Below are 15,656 nucleotides of genomic sequence, written 5' to 3'. Positions count from 1 at the left end.
GGCGTATTTTTGGAGGGGGTATCATGCGCAAGCGTCGATCTGTGTTTGTTACGTGTTCTAGCTCTGTCGCGATGGCGCTCGCCGCGTCTCCGGCCATTGCGCAGACCGACTCGCCTCCGGCCCAGGCCGCGAGCGCGCAGGCGAATGCTCCCGCCGACGAAATCGTCGTCACCGGCCTGCGCGCCTCACTGCGCGACGCGCTCCAGGCGAAGCGCGCCGCGTCGGTCGTTACCGAGACAATCTCCTCCAAGGACATCGGCGTGCTGCCGGACGTGACGATCGCCGATCAGATCGCCCGCCTGCCCGGCGTTACCGCCACCCGCGATCGTGGTAACGCCAGCCAGGCGGCGGTGCGCGGACTCGGCCCGCGCCTGGTCCTCGGACTGGTCAACGGCCGCGAAGTCGCTTCCTCGGAGCCGGACCGCAACGTCCGTTGGGAAATCTACCCCTCCGAAATCGTATCCGGCGCCACGCTGTACAAGTCCCAGTCCGCCGATCTGATCGCCGGCGGCGTCGCCGGTACGATCGACATCCGCACCGTTCGCCCGCTCGACTATTCCGGCCCTGCGCTCACGCTGCGCGCCGGCGCGCTGTACAATGACGGCGGAAAGTCGATCCCGCATTACTCCCCGTGGGGTGCGCGCGGCTCGGGCCAGCTGGTCGAAAAGCTCACCGACACGCTGGCCGTGTCGCTCGGCGGCACCTATCAGCGCCAGCGCAACGGCTTCGAATCCTTCCAGGGCTGGGGCTACAACACGCCCGACACCGGCACCCCGCCGACGCTGAACGGCAAGCCGGTCAACGCCCCCTGGGGCGCGCAAACCGAAATCAAGGCCCTCACCGAAACCCGCTGGAGCAGCACCCTCGGCGTCCAGTGGAAGCCGAGCGACCGATGGGACGTCAACGCCGACCTGCTCTATTCGAACGTCAAGATCAACGAGCGCCAGTATCAGCAATGGTACGGCCGCTCGAACGGCTGGGGCGACTGGGGCGGCACGATCGGCGCGCCGGGCGACATCTACCAGTCCGGATCCTACACGCTGACCGGCAACGACATCACCGCGGCCAAGCTCAACAACTTCTCTTCGGTCACCAACGTGCTGGCGAAATATACCGAGGACAAGACGCTGTTCGTCTCGGGCCTCAATGCACGCTATCACGGCGACGACTGGACCGCGACGTTCGACGCTTCCTATTCGGAGGCACGCCGCAACAATCTGTGGCGCAGCGTCGCGACCGAAAGCTATCCGGCGAGCACCAGCTTCTCCACCGGCGCGGGCACGGTGCCGTCGGTGACCGTGAGCAGCAACCCGGCCGACGTGACCGCACAGACGGTGCAAAGCTCCTATCCCGGCGTCTATGACGGGCCGCAGCGGTTGGCCGACAGCCTGGGCGCGGCCCAGGCCGATTTCCGCTACGATCTGCATGGCGGCTTCTTCTCCGGCATCGGCGCCGGCATGCGTTATTCGAATCGCGTGAAAAGTTTCACCGCGGGTACGGCTACGGTCGCCACCAAGACCGGCAGCGGCTTCACCGTCCCGTCGAACCTGCTCGAAAGCTTCCAGGTCGGCAGCTTCAGCGTGCCGAACATGCTGTACGGCGATTACGACGCGATAGCGCCGCTGGCGCTGGCCGCCGCCAATCCGGCCAACGACCCCACCCGCGGCTGGCGCGTGCGCGAGGATGATTTCGAAGGCTATGTGAAGGCCGATTTCGAAAGCACCATCGGCAACGTACCGCTGAACGGCAACATCGGCGTCCGTTTCGTCGACGTGACGACGCACAGCAATGCGGTTCGCGCGACCACGTCGTGGAACGGGACGGCGAACGTCACTGTGAACAGCCCAGTCGACGCCAATGCGGAATATTTCCGCGCACTGCCCAGCCTCAACCTCAACTTCGACCTAACCCGGCAGCTCAAGCTGCGCGCCGGCGTCGCCCGCGTGATGTCGCGTCCGCCGCTCGATGAACTGCGCGGCAACCAGCTGCTCAGCTTCTATCCGCCGCAGCTCACCGGTTCCGCCGGCAATCCCTATCTGCGACCGTTCATGGCGTCGCAGGGCGACCTCTCGCTGGAATGGTATTTCCGCAAGGACGCGCTCTTCGCGCTCGCCGGCTATTACAAGAAGGTCGATACCAATATCGGCTATACCCAGACCCAGCAGGTAGTGAACGGCCAGACCTACACGATCACCGGCCCGGCGAATGGCAATGGCGGCGACATCTACGGCGCCGAAGCCACCTTCCAGACGCCGTTCTGGTTTGTGCCCGCGCTCGAGCATTTCGGCGTCTATTCGAACCTAGCGCTGGTCGGCTCGAACGTTCACGAGCTGGCACCGGCCAGCAACCCGTTCAAAGCCGTCGGCCTCGCCAAGTTCACCGGCGAGTTCGACATCTATTATTCGGACAAGACCTTCGACATCCGCGTCGCGGTGAAGCACCACACGCCCTTCACGGTGATCTATGGCTGGGATGCCTCGCAGCTCACCCGCCTGGAATCGGAAACGATCCTGGGTGCCAGCATCTCGGCGAACGTGACCAAGAACGTGTCGGTCCGGTTCCAGGCAAACAACCTGACCAACCAGGCCGCCCGCTTCTACTGGAACAACGATCCGCAGCAGCTGGCGCGCTATGAGCGCTACGGCCGCAGCTTCCTGGCGGACGTGACCTTCAAATACTGATGCTGTGGGGGCGCTCCGGCGCTCCCACACCCATCGCACGCAAAAGGGGGAGCGGCGATCGCCGCTCCCCCTTTTTTGATCCCATCCGCAGTTCAGCGCGTCTTGCGATAGATCTTGCCCAGAAAATCGAGCGCTGGCAGCGCCTCGAAGTCCTTGAGATCGAACCAGGCGGCATTCTCCCAGTTCGAACCGGCGCCCCAGCGAGTCTTGCAACGGGTGGAGACCCAGTCCGGCGCCCAATAGACGACGCCGTCCCCGCCCGAATCGAGCACCGTCTGGCTCAGGTCCTCCAGGTATTTCCGCTGCCCCGCCGGCGTCGCCGGATAGCCTGGGATCAGCGAATCCTGGCCGAGCAGGTTGGTCGACTGGTCGGCCGACTCCAGCGTGAAGGGATAGGCGGTCTCCACCACCATCACGTCGGCGCCGTAGCGGCGGTGCGCTGCATCGATCACCTTGCCCAGGCCGGACAGGTTGAGCTTCGACCATTTGCTGTAATAGCTGATGCCGATGATGTCATAATCCATCACCCCGGCCACGGTGGCATCGTCGAACCAGGGGATCACGTTTTCCGGCTGGGCGATGTGGAGCATCACGCGCGGGCGACTGTGCGTGGTCTTGCCCGCCTCGCGCACCGCGGCGATGCCGGCGTTGAGCAGCCGGGCATTGCGCTTCCAGTCGATTGCCTGGCCCTTCACGCCGCCGAGCAGTTCGTTGTTGGTCTCGTTGCCCACCTGCACCAGCTCGGGCATCTGCCCGGCGGCGGCGAGCTTGAGCAGCGTGTCGCGGGTGAAATTATGCAGCGCCGCCACCTGCGCGTCGAGGTCCAGCTTGGCCCAGGCGGCGGGCGCAATCTGCTTGTCGCCATCGGCCCAGTCGTCCGAATAATGGAAGTCGAGCAGCACCTGCAGCCCGGCGGCATGGGCGCGGCGGATCGTCTTAAGCACGTCGTCATAATTGCTGTAGCGCGTCCATTGCGGGTCGTTCCACAGCCGCACGCGGACCAGATTGCCGCCCTTCTGCTTGAGCAGCACGAACGGATCGACCGGCTTCCCGCCCGCGCGAAACACGGCGCCGCACGCCTCCATCTCGTTGGTGAACGACAGGTCGGCGCCCAGGTAGAAGGGCGAAGGCGCGGGCTGGGCAAAGGCCTGTGGTGCAGCGAGCAGCGCCACCAGGCTGGCCGAGCGAAGCGAAAGCGATCGAAACATCGGTGTCCTCAAAGCAGGTGCGTGAACAGGGTGAGCGTAGCGGGTGCGAGCCCCGCAGCCTCGGCGGTGACGCGTAGCGGACCGGGCTGCTTGCCTGCACGCACGATCGCCTGGGCGAGACCGTGGAAGGTGGTGCGCCGGCTGGCGACATCGGCCTCAAGGCAGGTCGGGTCGCCATTGCCGACGCCGATCACCTGCCCCTCGCCCGCAACCGTGAAGCGCACCGGCACCGCCGCATCGGGCACCGGCACGTCAGCGGCGTCGAGCACTTCCACCTTCACCATGGCGACATCGCCGCTATCGGCCGTCAACCGGGTGCGATCGCAGCGCAGCCGAAGCTTTGCTGGCGCGCCGGCCGTCTCCCGCGCATCCTGCGCCACCGGACGGCCGCCGACGAACCCGCGCGCCTCGATTTTGCCGGGCGCGTAAGGCACCTGCCACGCCAGATGCCCGTTGCGCGGCATCGCCTTGCGGCCGAGCGAGCGCCCGTTCAACAGCAGCTCCACCTCGTCGCAATTGCCGTGGACCCACACCTCGATCGGCTTGCCCTCACGCCCCGGCCAGGTCCAGTGCGGCAGCAGATGGACCAGCGGCTGGTCGGTCCGCCACCAGGCGCGGTAGTAATAGTAATTGTCCTTCGCGAAGCCGCAGGTATCAAGCACGCCGAAATAACTCGAGATGCTGGGATAGGCTGGATAGGGGGTCGGTTCACCGCGATAGTCGAAGCCGGTCCAGATGAAACCGCCGGCGATGTACGGCCGATCGGCGGCGAGCGTCCACCAAGCCTCGGCGGTGGAGGCCCACCAGGGATGCTCGGTATCATAGGCGCGCACGACATGCGTCGCCGCGTCATTCACATAGGCACCGCGCGTCGAAACGGTGCTGCCCGTCTCGCTGCCATAGACCGGCACGTCCGGATGCGCCCGATGGAACGCCTCGATCTGGTCGGTGCGATAGTTGAAGCCGACGACATCGACGGTCTTCCCCACCCCCTTCTCCCAGCTATTGTCGAGCGCGAAGGTCGTTGGCCGCGAGGGATCGAGTGCCCGCACCCGCGCCTGCAGCGCCGCGGTGATCCGGGCGCCGCGCGCGCTGCCCTGGTGCGGCTCTTCATTGCCCAGCGACCAGGCGATCACCGACGGGTGGTTGCGGTCGCGCCGCAGCGTGCGCTCCAATTCGGCCATCGCCTCGGGATCGCTGCTGTTGCGGCGGGTCTCGACGATCATCATCATGCCCATCGCATCGGCGGCGTCGAGCAGTGCGGTCGCGGGGGGATTGTGCGCGCTCCGCCAGGCATTCGCCCCCATCGACTGAACCTGCGCGATCCGCCAGCGATGCAGCGCATCGGCAATACCGGTACCGACACCGGCATGGTCCTGGTGGTTGCACACGCCGCGCAGCTTGACCGGCTGCCCGTTGAGCAGGAAGCCGCGCGCGGCATCGAAGTGCAGGTCGCGAATGCCGAAGCGCGTCTCGTATCGGTCAACCACCACGCCGCCGACCAGCACTTCGCTCACCAGCGTGTAGAGCGCCGGATCCGCAGGCGACCAGCGCCGGGGAGCCGAAAGGAGAAGCTGCGCGTCGACGCTCCCCCGCCCGTTCGCGGCGACGGTGACCCCCTGCTCGGGCAATGTTCCGGCGGGCGTGCCGTCGGGGGCGAGCAGCGCCTGGCGGACGACAGCCTCGATCGTCGCATCGCCGCGATTGGCCACGTCCAGCGTCGCGCGCACCCGCGCGCCGCTGCCGGCGGCCTCGCTGCGAACATAGCTGCCCCATTGCGGCACGTGCACCCGGCCCACCCGCACCATATCAACATGGCGATAGATGCCCGCGCCCTCATAGAACCAGCCCTCGCCCAACGAGGCGTCGACACGGACGGTCACCACATTGGCGCCGCCATCATAATCGAGGAAGTCGCCGATCTCGACCGCGAAGGGCGCATAACCGCTGCTGCTGGTGCCGGCGACATAGCCGTTGACGAACACCGTCGCCTCGCGAAATACGCCATCGAATTCCAGCCACAGTGCCCGGTCGCGGTCGGCGGGCTCCACCGAAATCGAAGTCCGATACCAACCGATACTGTTCGCCGGGAAGTCGCGGCCGATCGCCTTAAACCCGTGCGCCGCAACGGCATCCGCACGATCCTTGGGCGCGGGCGCGGCAGGCGGGGCGAAGGGCAGTGCCACTGCCCAGTCATGCGGCACCTGCACGGCTTGCCAACCATGATCGTCGAAATCGGGCGCCGCGGCATCTGCCGTGCCGGTACCGGCCTTGGCGAAGGTCCGCTGATCGCGCCCGAAGCCGAAATCCCGCTCTACATCGGCAGCGTGGCCAAGATGGAAACGCCAGTTGCGGAGGCGTGTACGGGCCCGCGGCAGCGCAGGCGCACCCCCGTCGCCCGGTGCAGCGACGCTCGCGGCAGCGGGCGATGCGAGGGGCACCGTAGCGGCTGCCAAGGAAGCGTGCGCCAAAAACATTCGCCGATCCATCGGCATACCCAACTCCTATTAATCTGATAAACCACCTTACCCGCTCGGCAGCTCCGCGCAACTGCCGGGATGCACTGCAGGTCCTCCTGACCGGAGGGCGCTACCCGCGCCCTCGATGTCAGCCAGGTCGTTCTATGGTCACCCGGTTGCGCGAAAGATGGGGGCTGCTCGAACCGCACCCGGGCGCGCGAGCGCCAATATACTCTCAGAATGCGATCCTTGAAGGCGGCGGTCAGTCTTCGCCGCAGATGGTTACAATGCGCACGCAGCTGCCCGGCCTCTTGCGGAGACCGGCGTGAAGTGGCGCCTTTAACGCTGACCAACGGGGGAGCGGCTTCTCAATCGGAGGTGGGGCTTCCTCAATCCACTTAATTCTGGTGGAAATCACGCCAGCCCGCGCTGAGGATCTACGAACGCTTGCGAAACAACCGCGGCAACCTTCCCACGCCTGTCGGTACCTGAGATCGGTAGTCCGGGTGCTGCCGAGGCGGCAGGCTGGAGAGCGGCAGGGAGGGCTGCCACACCGCATTTACCAGGAAGGGACCTGCCGCATGCCCTCCAGGCATCGAGCCAAGAAGGCGCCGTGCGTCGGCATTTGCGACGCGGTTTCCTGATAGCCGCGCCGAAGCTGCTCCATTGCCGCGGCAACGAGATCGCTATCCAGCGCGTCGACCATGGGGGCGATGTCCTCGGGGACGAGATGCTGGCCCAAGCAGACGGAAACCCAGCTGGAGGTCGAGAAAAGTTCCGCCTCTTCGCGGAAGAGCCGTCCCTTCTGGCCGAAGAGTGCTAACCGGTGCGCCAGGCTATCCGGAACGTTCATCGTGCGACAGCGCTGCCAGAATGCGGAATCGTCGCGGTTCGTCAACTTGTAGTGCAGGATGATGAAATCGCGGACATCACCGTACAGCGCACCCATCTGGCGGTTATATTCCTCCCGCTCGATCGCATCGAACCGGTTGTCCGGAAACAGCGCGAGGAGTCGTGCGATGCCGCTCTGGATCAGATGGATGCTCGTCGACTCAAGAGGCTCGAGAAATCCGCCCGCAAGGCCAAGCGCCACGACGTTGTGCGACCAGAGCACGCGCCGCCGGCCGGTGGTGAAGCGCAGGCGGCGCGGTTCGGCCAGTGCCTGGGACTCCAGCGAATCCAGGAGTTGTCGCTCGGCGGAGTCGTCGTCGAGATATTCGCTGCAATAGACCAAGCCGTTGCCGATGCGGTGCTGCAGCGGAATGCGCCATTGCCAACCGGCCGCGCGTGCGGTGGCGCGGGTGAAGGGGGTGGGCTCTCCCATATGGGCGCAGGGGGCCGCAACCGCACGGTCGCAGGGCAGCCAGTGCCGCCAATCCTCGTAGCCGGTCCGGAGTGTTTCCTCGATCAGCAATCCGCGGAAGCCGGAGCAATCGATGAACAGGTCTCCCGCGACGACGCGCCCGTCGGCGAGCGCCACCGATTGGACGAATCCGTCCTCCGGCCGCTGCCCTACGGTGACGACCTTGCCCTCGACGCGGGTAACGCCGCGCGATTCCGCCAGTCTACGAAGAAGCTGCGCGTACAGGCCTGCGTCGAAGTGGAAGGCGTAGAACAGCTCTCGAATGGGGGATTGCGCGGTAGTGGAGGGGCGCCCGAACCGGCCCAGGGAGGCGGCCACCGCACTCATCGACCAGGCGGCGATCTCCAGCACCGGCTTGCGTGCCCGCTCGCGCAGATAGAGCTGGTGGAACGGCACCCCCTCCAAATCCTGGCCATAGTTGCCGAAGGGATGGAAGTAACGGTCGCCAAGCGCACCCCAATCGACGAACTCGATGCCCAGCTTGAAGGTGCCGCCGGTCTCCGCGAGGAACTGGTTCTCGGCGAGGCCGATCATCTGGTTGAAGCGCAGGATCGGCGGGATCGTCGCTTCTCCCACCCCCACCGTGCCGATCTCGTCGGACTCGACCAGGGTGATGCGGGTATAGCCATTGTCGAGAAACCGCGAAAACGCCGCCGCGGCCATCCAGCCGGCGGTGCCGCCGCCGACGATGACGACGTCGCGGATGCTATTTTCGTTCATGGAGATGTTCCAGTTGCAGGGCGCGGAACCGCGCGGCGGTGGGCACCCGCTCTATCGCCTGTGCGATGCTGTGCCGTAGCGAGGCCAGCGCGGCTTCCGCTTCGGCGGGCGGCACGGCATCGGTCAGCGGATCGATACGGCGGGGCAGCACCTGCTGGCCGAACAGCACGGCCAACCAGCTGTCGCGGTCGAAGGTCTCCTCCTCATAATAGGGCAGGCGGCCACGCTCACGGAACAGGCGCAGCGTATGCGCGAGCGACTCCGGCAACCCGGCTTGTGCCCGCCCCTGCCAGAACGGCGTATCGCGCCGGGCGGTGGCGTAATGCAGCACGAGGAAGTCGCGCGCGCGCCGCGCCTCGGCGAGCGCCTGCCGATTATATTCGGCGGCCTCCAGCGGATGGGGCCGACCGGCGGGCAGCATCGCGATCAGCCGGTCGATGGCGCTGTGCGCGAGATGGAGATTGCTCCACTCGAGCGGCTCTACGCTGACTGCAGCATCGCCGACGGCGACGACGTTTCCGCGCCAGGGCTCCAGCGTGGCGCCGGAGCGGATGGCAACTGCGCCCTCGTCCGTTGCGGCAGAGGCGGCGCAGTAGACGGTGCCGCGTTGGCGGGCACCTACCCAGCGCCAGCCATGCTTGATCGCCGTGACCTGCTCCATCGGCGCTGCGTCGTCGTCGCCGGCAACGTCTTCCAGCACCACCCGGTCGCAGGGCAGCCACGCCTGCCAGTCCTCGCGGGGAACCGCCATCGCCCCGTGCAGACGGGCGGCAGGGCCGGTGCAATCGCAGTAGAGATCGGCCGTGAGACGGGTACCGTCGTCCAGGACCACGGCCGCGATGTCGCCCCGCGCGTCCTGCTCGACCTGCGCCACCTCGCCGAGATGGCCCTGCACGCCGACATGGCGGGCGAACGCCATCAGCATCGCGGTGTAGCGCGGGATGTCGAGCGTGAGGCCGAAGCTGTGCTCGGCAAGGAGGCCCTCGGCCTGCGGCGTGACGAACCGCCCGGTCCGCGCCATCATTGCGGCCGCCGACAGCGTATCGAATGGCGGAGCTACACCTGCCTGGGCAGCGCGTGCCCATATCGCAGGGAAAGGCGCGCCGCCGATCGGCATGCCCGCCCGGCCATAGGCATGCACATAGTCCGGGGCGCCCTCCACCCAGTCGCGAAACAGGGTGCCGAGGCGATAGTGGCTGCCGGTGCGCAGCACCGCATCGCCGAGCCCGATCCCCAAGTCGCCGTGGAAGCCGAGGATCGAGGGCAGCGTGCTGGCGATGCGGTCCGCCAGCGCATCGGCGGGCGGCGCGACCGGCACGATCGTGATGTCCAGCTGCGGGAGACGGCGCTTGAGCGCGGCGGCGGCCGACCACCCCACCATGCCTCCGCCGACGACGAGAATACTACGCAAGCTCATGCCGCCGCCGCCATCGCGCAATATTGGTCGATGTAGCGCAGATGCTCGGGGACCTGCGCGACGGTGGCGTCGATCTCCGCCCGCAGCGCCTGCATGCCGCGCATCAGGCTGTCGGCGTCCGGCAGGTCCGCGCGTGGGTCATACCCTTCCGGAACGATCCCCTGGCCGACATAGACGGCGATCCAGCTGGCATCCAGGAACACGCCTTCGCGATACTTCACCACCCGCCCGGCCCGACGGAACAGCTCGATCTTCTCGGACAGGCTGTCGGGCACGGCCATGGTGCGGACATAGTGCCAGAAGTCCGAATCCGATCGCGTGGTCGCGTGATAGTGGAGGATCAGGAAGTCGCGGATGCGATCATATTCGAGATCGATCAGGCGATTGAACTCGCCGCGGTCAACCGGCGAGACCTTAGCCTCCGGGAACAGCTCGATCAGCGCGGTGATCGCCTGCTGGACCAGATAGATGCTGGTAGATTCGAGCGGCTCCAGAAAGCCGCTCGCCAGCCCGATCGCCACGCAGTTGTTCACCCAGCTGCGCCGGCGCCGCCCGGCCCGGAAGCGCAGGAAGCGCGGATCGGCGAGCGGCGCGCCCTCCACCGCCTGGGTCAGCGCCTGCGCCGCCGCATCGTCCGAGGTGAAGGCGCTGGCGAAGACATAGCCGTTGCCGGTGCGGTGCTGCAGCGGGATGCGCCAGCGCCACCCGGCCGGCATGGCGATCGCGCTGGTATAGGGCGTGACCGAGGTTTCGGTTCGGCACGGCATCGCCACCGCGCGGTCGGCGGGGAGCCAGTGGTTCCAGTCCTCGAACGGTTCCTCCAGCGCCTCGCCGAGCAGGAGCGAGCGGAAGCCTGAGCAATCGATGAACAGGTCGCCTTCGATTCGCTGGCCATCGTCGAGGCGGACGGCGGTGATGTCGCCGCTCGCCCCGTCGCGCAGTACCTCGACCACCTTGCCCTCGCTGCGCACCGCCCCCAGCCCCTCGGCGATGCTGCGCAGATAGGGCGCGAACAGCAGCGCATCGAACTGATAGGCATAGCCATAGGTGGAGGCGATCTGCGCGGGATCGGCCGCCGGCACGTCGAACCGGTTGGCGCGCGCGAGCATGCAGGCATAGGAAAAGGCTTCGAGCGGCGGCACGTCCGCCCCCGCACGCCGCAGCCGGGTCCAGTAATGGTGGAAGTCCACCTCCCCCTTGCCGCGCCCGAACGTGCCGAAGGGGTGGACATAGCTGTCGCCGATCTTTCCCCAGTTGCGAAATTCGATACCCAATTTGAACGTACCGCGCGTCCAGGCCATGAAATCGGCCTCGCGGATGCCGAGCTTTTCGATGAAGCCGCGGATGTGGGGCAAAGTCGCTTCCCCCACGCCGATCACGCCGATCGCCTCGGACTCTATGAGGTGCAGGCTGCAACGCGCTGGCAACAAACGCGCAATGGCAGCCGCCGTCATCCAGCCGGACGTTCCCCCTCCGACGACTACCACCCGTAGACTCTGACGCCCCAACATCGCTGCACCCTCTCTCGTTATCTACGGCGTACCAGCAATGCCCCGCCGGATGTCAAACCCTTCGTTGGTGGAGACCGCGCTACCGTTGCAAAACCGCTACACTGCCGCCGGAAACGTTTCCGACCATGGTAGCGCTCGCATTGCCAAGTTCGCGGCGATCTGGTGTAAATCCCTGACAACCTTGTCGTGACCAACGAGTCATACGCTTACTGAGGAGGGGATTATGCGAAACATTTCGCATGCGCCGATGCGCGATATCAACAAATTCGGATCTTTCCTGCGCGGGGCCTCGGTCACTGCGCTTTGTGTTGCGGGTCTGATGGGAACCGCCCACGCACAGACCACGACGCCGGACCAGCAGGTTCCGGCCGACACCGCGCCTGCCGACCAGAGCAGCGAGATCGTCGTCACCGGCATCCGCGCCAGCCTTGCCAATGCGCAGAACATCAAGCGCAATGCCGACACCGTGGTCGACGCGATCACCGCCAGCGACATCGGGGCGCTGCCGGACCGCTCGGTCACCGAAGCGCTGCAGCGCGTACCGGGCGTGACGATCAGCCGCTTCGCCGGCACCAACGATCCGGACCATTTCTCGGTCGAAGGCTCGGGCGTGAACGTCCGCGGCCTCAACTTCGTCCGCTCGGAATTCAACGGACGCGACACCTTCTCCGCCGGCATCGGCGGCCAGGCGATCAACTTCGCGGACGTGCCGGCCGAACTGCTCGGCTCGGTCGAAGTCTACAAGAACGCCACGGCCGAGATGATCGAGGGCGGCCTGGCCGGCACGGTCAACCTCAACACGCGCAAGCCCTTCGACAACAAGGGCCTGCACGTCGGTGCCGATCTCGAAGGCAATTATGGCGACATGGAGAAGAAGTGGTCGCCGACCGCCTCGCTCCTGATCAGCAACACCTGGGAGACCGGCATCGGTACGCTGGGCCTGCTCGGCGACGTGTCCTATTCGCGCATCCGCAGCCGCGCGGACGGCATCCAGGTCACCAACTTCCAGACGCGTGACAACCAGCAGGCGCTCGCCGCCAACTCGACCACCAACCTGGTCTGCCGCAATCCGCTGCCGGGCACCGGCGACAGCACGACGCTGCCTGCGGGCGGTTCGGCCTGCGGCACCGGCAGCACGCCGGGCGCGGACGGGCTGCTCGATCCCGCGAGCGTGCGCTATGCGCCGATCGGCGGCCAGTTCCGCAGCCAGGACTATGATCGCAAGCGCGACGGCGTCGCCGTGGCGGCGCAGTGGCAGAGCCGCGACAACCGCACGATCCTGACCGCGCAGTTCCTGCGCACCCACACCACCAATGCCTGGGGCGAGCATACCTTCGAGACCGCGCCGGACCTGTCGGAATACAACACCTACCCGCTCGGCTGCGCGCCCAACAGCAACGGCCCGGGCGGCACGCCGCGCGCAGAATGCGCGGTCGGCGCGACGACCAACTACAAGTTCGATTCCTCGGGCCTGTTCCAGTCCGGCTACATCACTGCGCCGGGCAATGGTGGCGTTCGGTGCGCCAGTGTCGCAGTTCAGCCGTGCTACGTACCTGCAGGCGGCACGCAGCAGTCGCTGTCGCGGCGCCAGGTGCTCGACGAGAACACTGTCTGGGATTACGGCCTCAATCTGAAGACCGAACTCAGCGATCGCCTCTCGGTCAACCTCGACGCCGACTATACCAAGGCCAAGCACAACAACACCGACTTCGCGGTGTTCGGTTCGACCTTCGCGGATTCGGAACTCGACCTCACCGGCAACCTGCCGGTCGTGACACCGCACAAGCCGACGGTGCTCGGCACCTCCAACCCGGCACTCGCGGGGCAGAGCGACGCGCAGTATTTCCAAAACCCGCAGAACCAGTTCTGGCGCGCGGCGATGGACCATCTGGAGCAGAGCGAAGGTCGCGAATATGCCTTCAAGGCGGATTTCGACTACAAGTTCGGCGAAGACAGCTTCCTGACCCACCTGAAGTTCGGCGCGCGCTATGCCGATCGTTCTTCGGACGTCCGCTACAGCACCTATAACTGGGGTGCGCTGAGCGAAGTATGGGCCGGCTCGCCGGTGTCGTTCGCGCAGTCGCCGCAGCAGACCGCCTTCTACAGCTTCCCCAACTTCTTCCGCGGGGCGACCAAGGGGCCGATCGGCGGCTATTACTATACCGGCGATCTGATCGACGGGTACAACCAGTCGGCCGCTTATTTCCAGCAGATCGGCCAGCAATGGCAGGCGAACGGCGCAAGCTCCACGCCCTGGTCGCCGCTTGCAGCACGCTCGGGTGTCGTCGCCGGCACGCCGTTCCTGCCGTCGGAAATCCAGAACGTCACGCAGCAGGACAAGAACGTCTATGCGCAGCTGAACTTCCAGTCGCCGGGCCCCGTGTTCGGCAACGTCAAGGTCAGCGGCAATGTCGGCCTGCGCTATGTCGTCAGCGATCTCACCTCGGCCGGCTCGATCGGTGCGCCGACCCAGCAGCAGACCGGCACGCAGGACAGCTTCGCCGCAACCTGCTCGAGCACCGGCACCACGGTGAGCGCGCTCTGCCGCCTCGGCGAGACCGGCTATAACGCGCTGCGCAACTTCTCCACCGGTGTCACCAACGCGGAGGTAGCGCGGGTGAACTATGGCTATTGGCTGCCCAGCGCCAACCTGAAGTTCGGCCTGACCAACAACCTGATCCTGCGCCTCGCCGCCTCCAAGGTGATGACGCGTCCAGATCTGGCCAACATCCGCAACTTCCTCTCGGTCGGCTTCGACTCGTCGAGCGGTGCGCTCACCGCGACGGCGGGCAATCCCTATCTGAAGCCGGCAACCGCATGGCAGTTCGATGCCACGATGGAATGGTATTTCGGCCGCGTCGGGCAGCTGTCGGTCGACGTGTTCTACAAGTCGATCCACAACTTCTTCTACCAGTCGCTGACCACTCGCGCGGTCACCGGCGGCGGCGTGACGCAGGACGTCATCGTCCGCGGTCCGGCCAATTACGACGGCTATGGCAAGATCAAGGGTGCCGAAGTCGCCTATCAGCAGACCTTCGACTTCCTGCCGGGCGTGCTGGGCGGCCTGGGCGCCAACCTGAACTACTCGTATATCGACAGCTCGGGCCTGCCCAATTCCTTCCTCAACGGCGGCGCTCCGACGAACACTTCCAACATCACGCCGGGCAATCTGCCGCTGGAAGGCCTGTCGAAGCACAACTTCAACGCCACCCTTTTCTACGAAAAGGGCCCGGTCTCGCTGCGCGCGGCCTATAACTGGCGGTCGAAGTATCTGCTCACCGCAGCGGACGTGATCTTCCCGTATACGTCGATCTACCAGTCGGCGGGCGGGCAGCTCGATGCCTCGGCGTTCTACAGCATCAACAAGTACGTCAAGATCGGCGTGCAGGGCGTCAACCTTGCCAACCAGGTCGTGAAGACCGAGCAGGCCTATATCAACGGATCCTCGGCCACCGCGCCGCGATCCTATTTCGTCAACGACCGCCGCTTCTCGTTCATTCTGCGCGGGAACTTCTGATAACCACGATAGCGGTTTGTGATCGACTAGCTCCGGCGCCTCGGCGTCGGAGCGCTCTTCGGGCATAGGAACGCTCAACCGTCTTCCAACGGACGATGACCGAACGTAACCCCGCTCGCGCAGGCCGTTCGGCCATGGCGAACAGCGCGGCTAAACGGATCGAAGTAGAGGCCTAGCGCAGATCGAGATTCCAGATTTCCAAATGGGCTGATCGCTGATTTCTAGGCATCCGTGTTGAGACGCGGAGCGAGAGATGGCGGCCAAGCGGTACAAACTGAGCCATGGGCAATGGCAACGAATCGCATCGCTGTTGCCGGCAAGGTGGCAGATCCGGGGCGTTCGGGCACGGATAACCGATTGTCCGTGAACGGATGTTTGTGGGTGCTGCGCTCCGGTGCGCATTGGTGTCATCTGCCGGAACGCTATGGGAAGTGGAAGAGCGAGCATCGCCGTTTCAGCCGCTGGTGCCATGCCGGTGTCTGGGACGGGTGTTCGATACGCTGACCGCCAACCGAGACAATCAATATCTGATGATCGACAGCACGATCGTCCGCGCACACCAGCAGGCGGCCACCGGAAAAGGGAGGCGTGCGACCAGGCGCTGGGGCGTTCCCGAGGCGGACTGACGACCAAGGTCCACATGCTGGCCAACGCACTCGGCCATCCGCTGCGCTTCCTCCTCACGCCCGGTAAGACCGGCGACATCGCACGGGCACTTCCGGCGCTTCGCTACACGCTATGATCGCCGAACCATCAACTTCGCCGGCTTCGGCCATCTCG

The 15,656-nt window shown here is 65.8% G+C and carries 7 protein-coding genes and 1 pseudogene; 3 read left to right on the top strand and 5 right to left on the bottom strand.

Annotated features, from left to right (window positions below):
- Positions 1–71: 71 nt before the first annotated feature.
- A complete protein-coding gene (locus ACTJKY_RS08685; protein WP_440845479.1) occupies positions 72–2,681 on the top strand; it encodes a TonB-dependent receptor in 2,610 nt (869 codons plus the stop codon).
- Positions 2,682–2,773: 92 nt separating this feature from the next.
- Here the strand turns inward: ACTJKY_RS08685 and ACTJKY_RS08680 are convergent, their stop codons facing one another.
- The 5 genes from ACTJKY_RS08680 to ACTJKY_RS08660 form a co-directional block, all read right to left on the bottom strand.
- Positions 2,774–3,889, bottom strand: a complete 1,116-nt coding sequence (locus tag ACTJKY_RS08680; protein ID WP_440845477.1) for a glycoside hydrolase family 53 protein — start codon at positions 3,887–3,889, stop codon at positions 2,774–2,776.
- Between the two features lie 8 nt (positions 3,890–3,897).
- Positions 3,898–6,330, bottom strand: coding sequence for a beta-galactosidase GalA (gene galA / locus ACTJKY_RS08675; RefSeq protein ID WP_440845476.1), 2,433 nt, complete (start codon positions 6,328–6,330; stop codon positions 3,898–3,900).
- Positions 6,331–6,907: 577 nt separating this feature from the next.
- The gene (locus tag ACTJKY_RS08670) at positions 6,908–8,431 is read right to left on the bottom strand and encodes a tryptophan halogenase family protein (protein WP_440845475.1); all 1,524 of its coding nucleotides are present in this window, start codon (positions 8,429–8,431) and stop codon (positions 6,908–6,910) included.
- Positions 8,418–9,848 (bottom strand): tryptophan halogenase family protein, encoded by a 1,431-nt coding sequence (locus tag ACTJKY_RS08665; RefSeq protein ID WP_440845474.1) that lies wholly within the window; start codon positions 9,846–9,848, stop codon positions 8,418–8,420. The genes ACTJKY_RS08670 and ACTJKY_RS08665 overlap by 14 nt, the downstream gene beginning before the upstream one ends.
- The gene (locus ACTJKY_RS08660; RefSeq protein ID WP_440845472.1) at positions 9,845–11,359 is read right to left on the bottom strand and encodes a tryptophan halogenase family protein; all 1,515 of its coding nucleotides are present in this window, start codon (positions 11,357–11,359) and stop codon (positions 9,845–9,847) included. Before ACTJKY_RS08660 ends, ACTJKY_RS08665 begins: the two co-directional genes overlap by 4 nt.
- A 319-nt stretch (positions 11,360–11,678) precedes the next feature.
- Between ACTJKY_RS08660 and ACTJKY_RS08655 the strand changes: the two genes are divergently transcribed.
- Together ACTJKY_RS08655 and ACTJKY_RS08650 are read left to right on the top strand one after the other, a co-directional pair.
- Positions 11,679–14,876: a TonB-dependent receptor gene (locus ACTJKY_RS08655; protein WP_440845471.1), complete on the top strand. Its 3,198-nt coding sequence runs from the start codon at positions 11,679–11,681 to the stop codon at positions 14,874–14,876.
- 253 nt (positions 14,877–15,129) lie between these two features.
- Positions 15,130–15,594 (top strand): annotated as a pseudogene (locus ACTJKY_RS08650) (IS5 family transposase); the annotation flags it as partial.
- Positions 15,595–15,656: the final 62 nt, after the last annotated feature.

It is taken from the genome of Sphingomonas sp. 22176 (genome assembly GCF_052045505.1).
GTDB lineage: Bacteria > Pseudomonadota > Alphaproteobacteria > Sphingomonadales > Sphingomonadaceae > Sphingomonas.
Note: the sequence above shows the minus strand (reverse complement) of the source record. Positions and strands in the feature narration are given on the sequence as shown.

Coding starts and splice junctions, on each gene's coding strand:
- ACTJKY_RS08685 (WP_440845479.1), top strand. CDS start 72: ATGGCGCTCGCCGCGTCTCCGGCCATTGCGCAGACCGACTCGCCTCCG.
- ACTJKY_RS08680 (WP_440845477.1), bottom strand. CDS start 3,889: ATGTTTCGATCGCTTTCGCTTCGCTCGGCCAGCCTGGTGGCGCTGCTC.
- ACTJKY_RS08670 (WP_440845475.1), bottom strand. CDS start 8,431: ATGAACGAAAATAGCATCCGCGACGTCGTCATCGTCGGCGGCGGCACC.
- ACTJKY_RS08665 (WP_440845474.1), bottom strand. CDS start 9,848: ATGAGCTTGCGTAGTATTCTCGTCGTCGGCGGAGGCATGGTGGGGTGG.
- ACTJKY_RS08660 (WP_440845472.1), bottom strand. CDS start 11,359: ATGTTGGGGCGTCAGAGTCTACGGGTGGTAGTCGTCGGAGGGGGAACG.
- ACTJKY_RS08655 (WP_440845471.1), top strand. CDS start 11,679: ATGGGAACCGCCCACGCACAGACCACGACGCCGGACCAGCAGGTTCCG.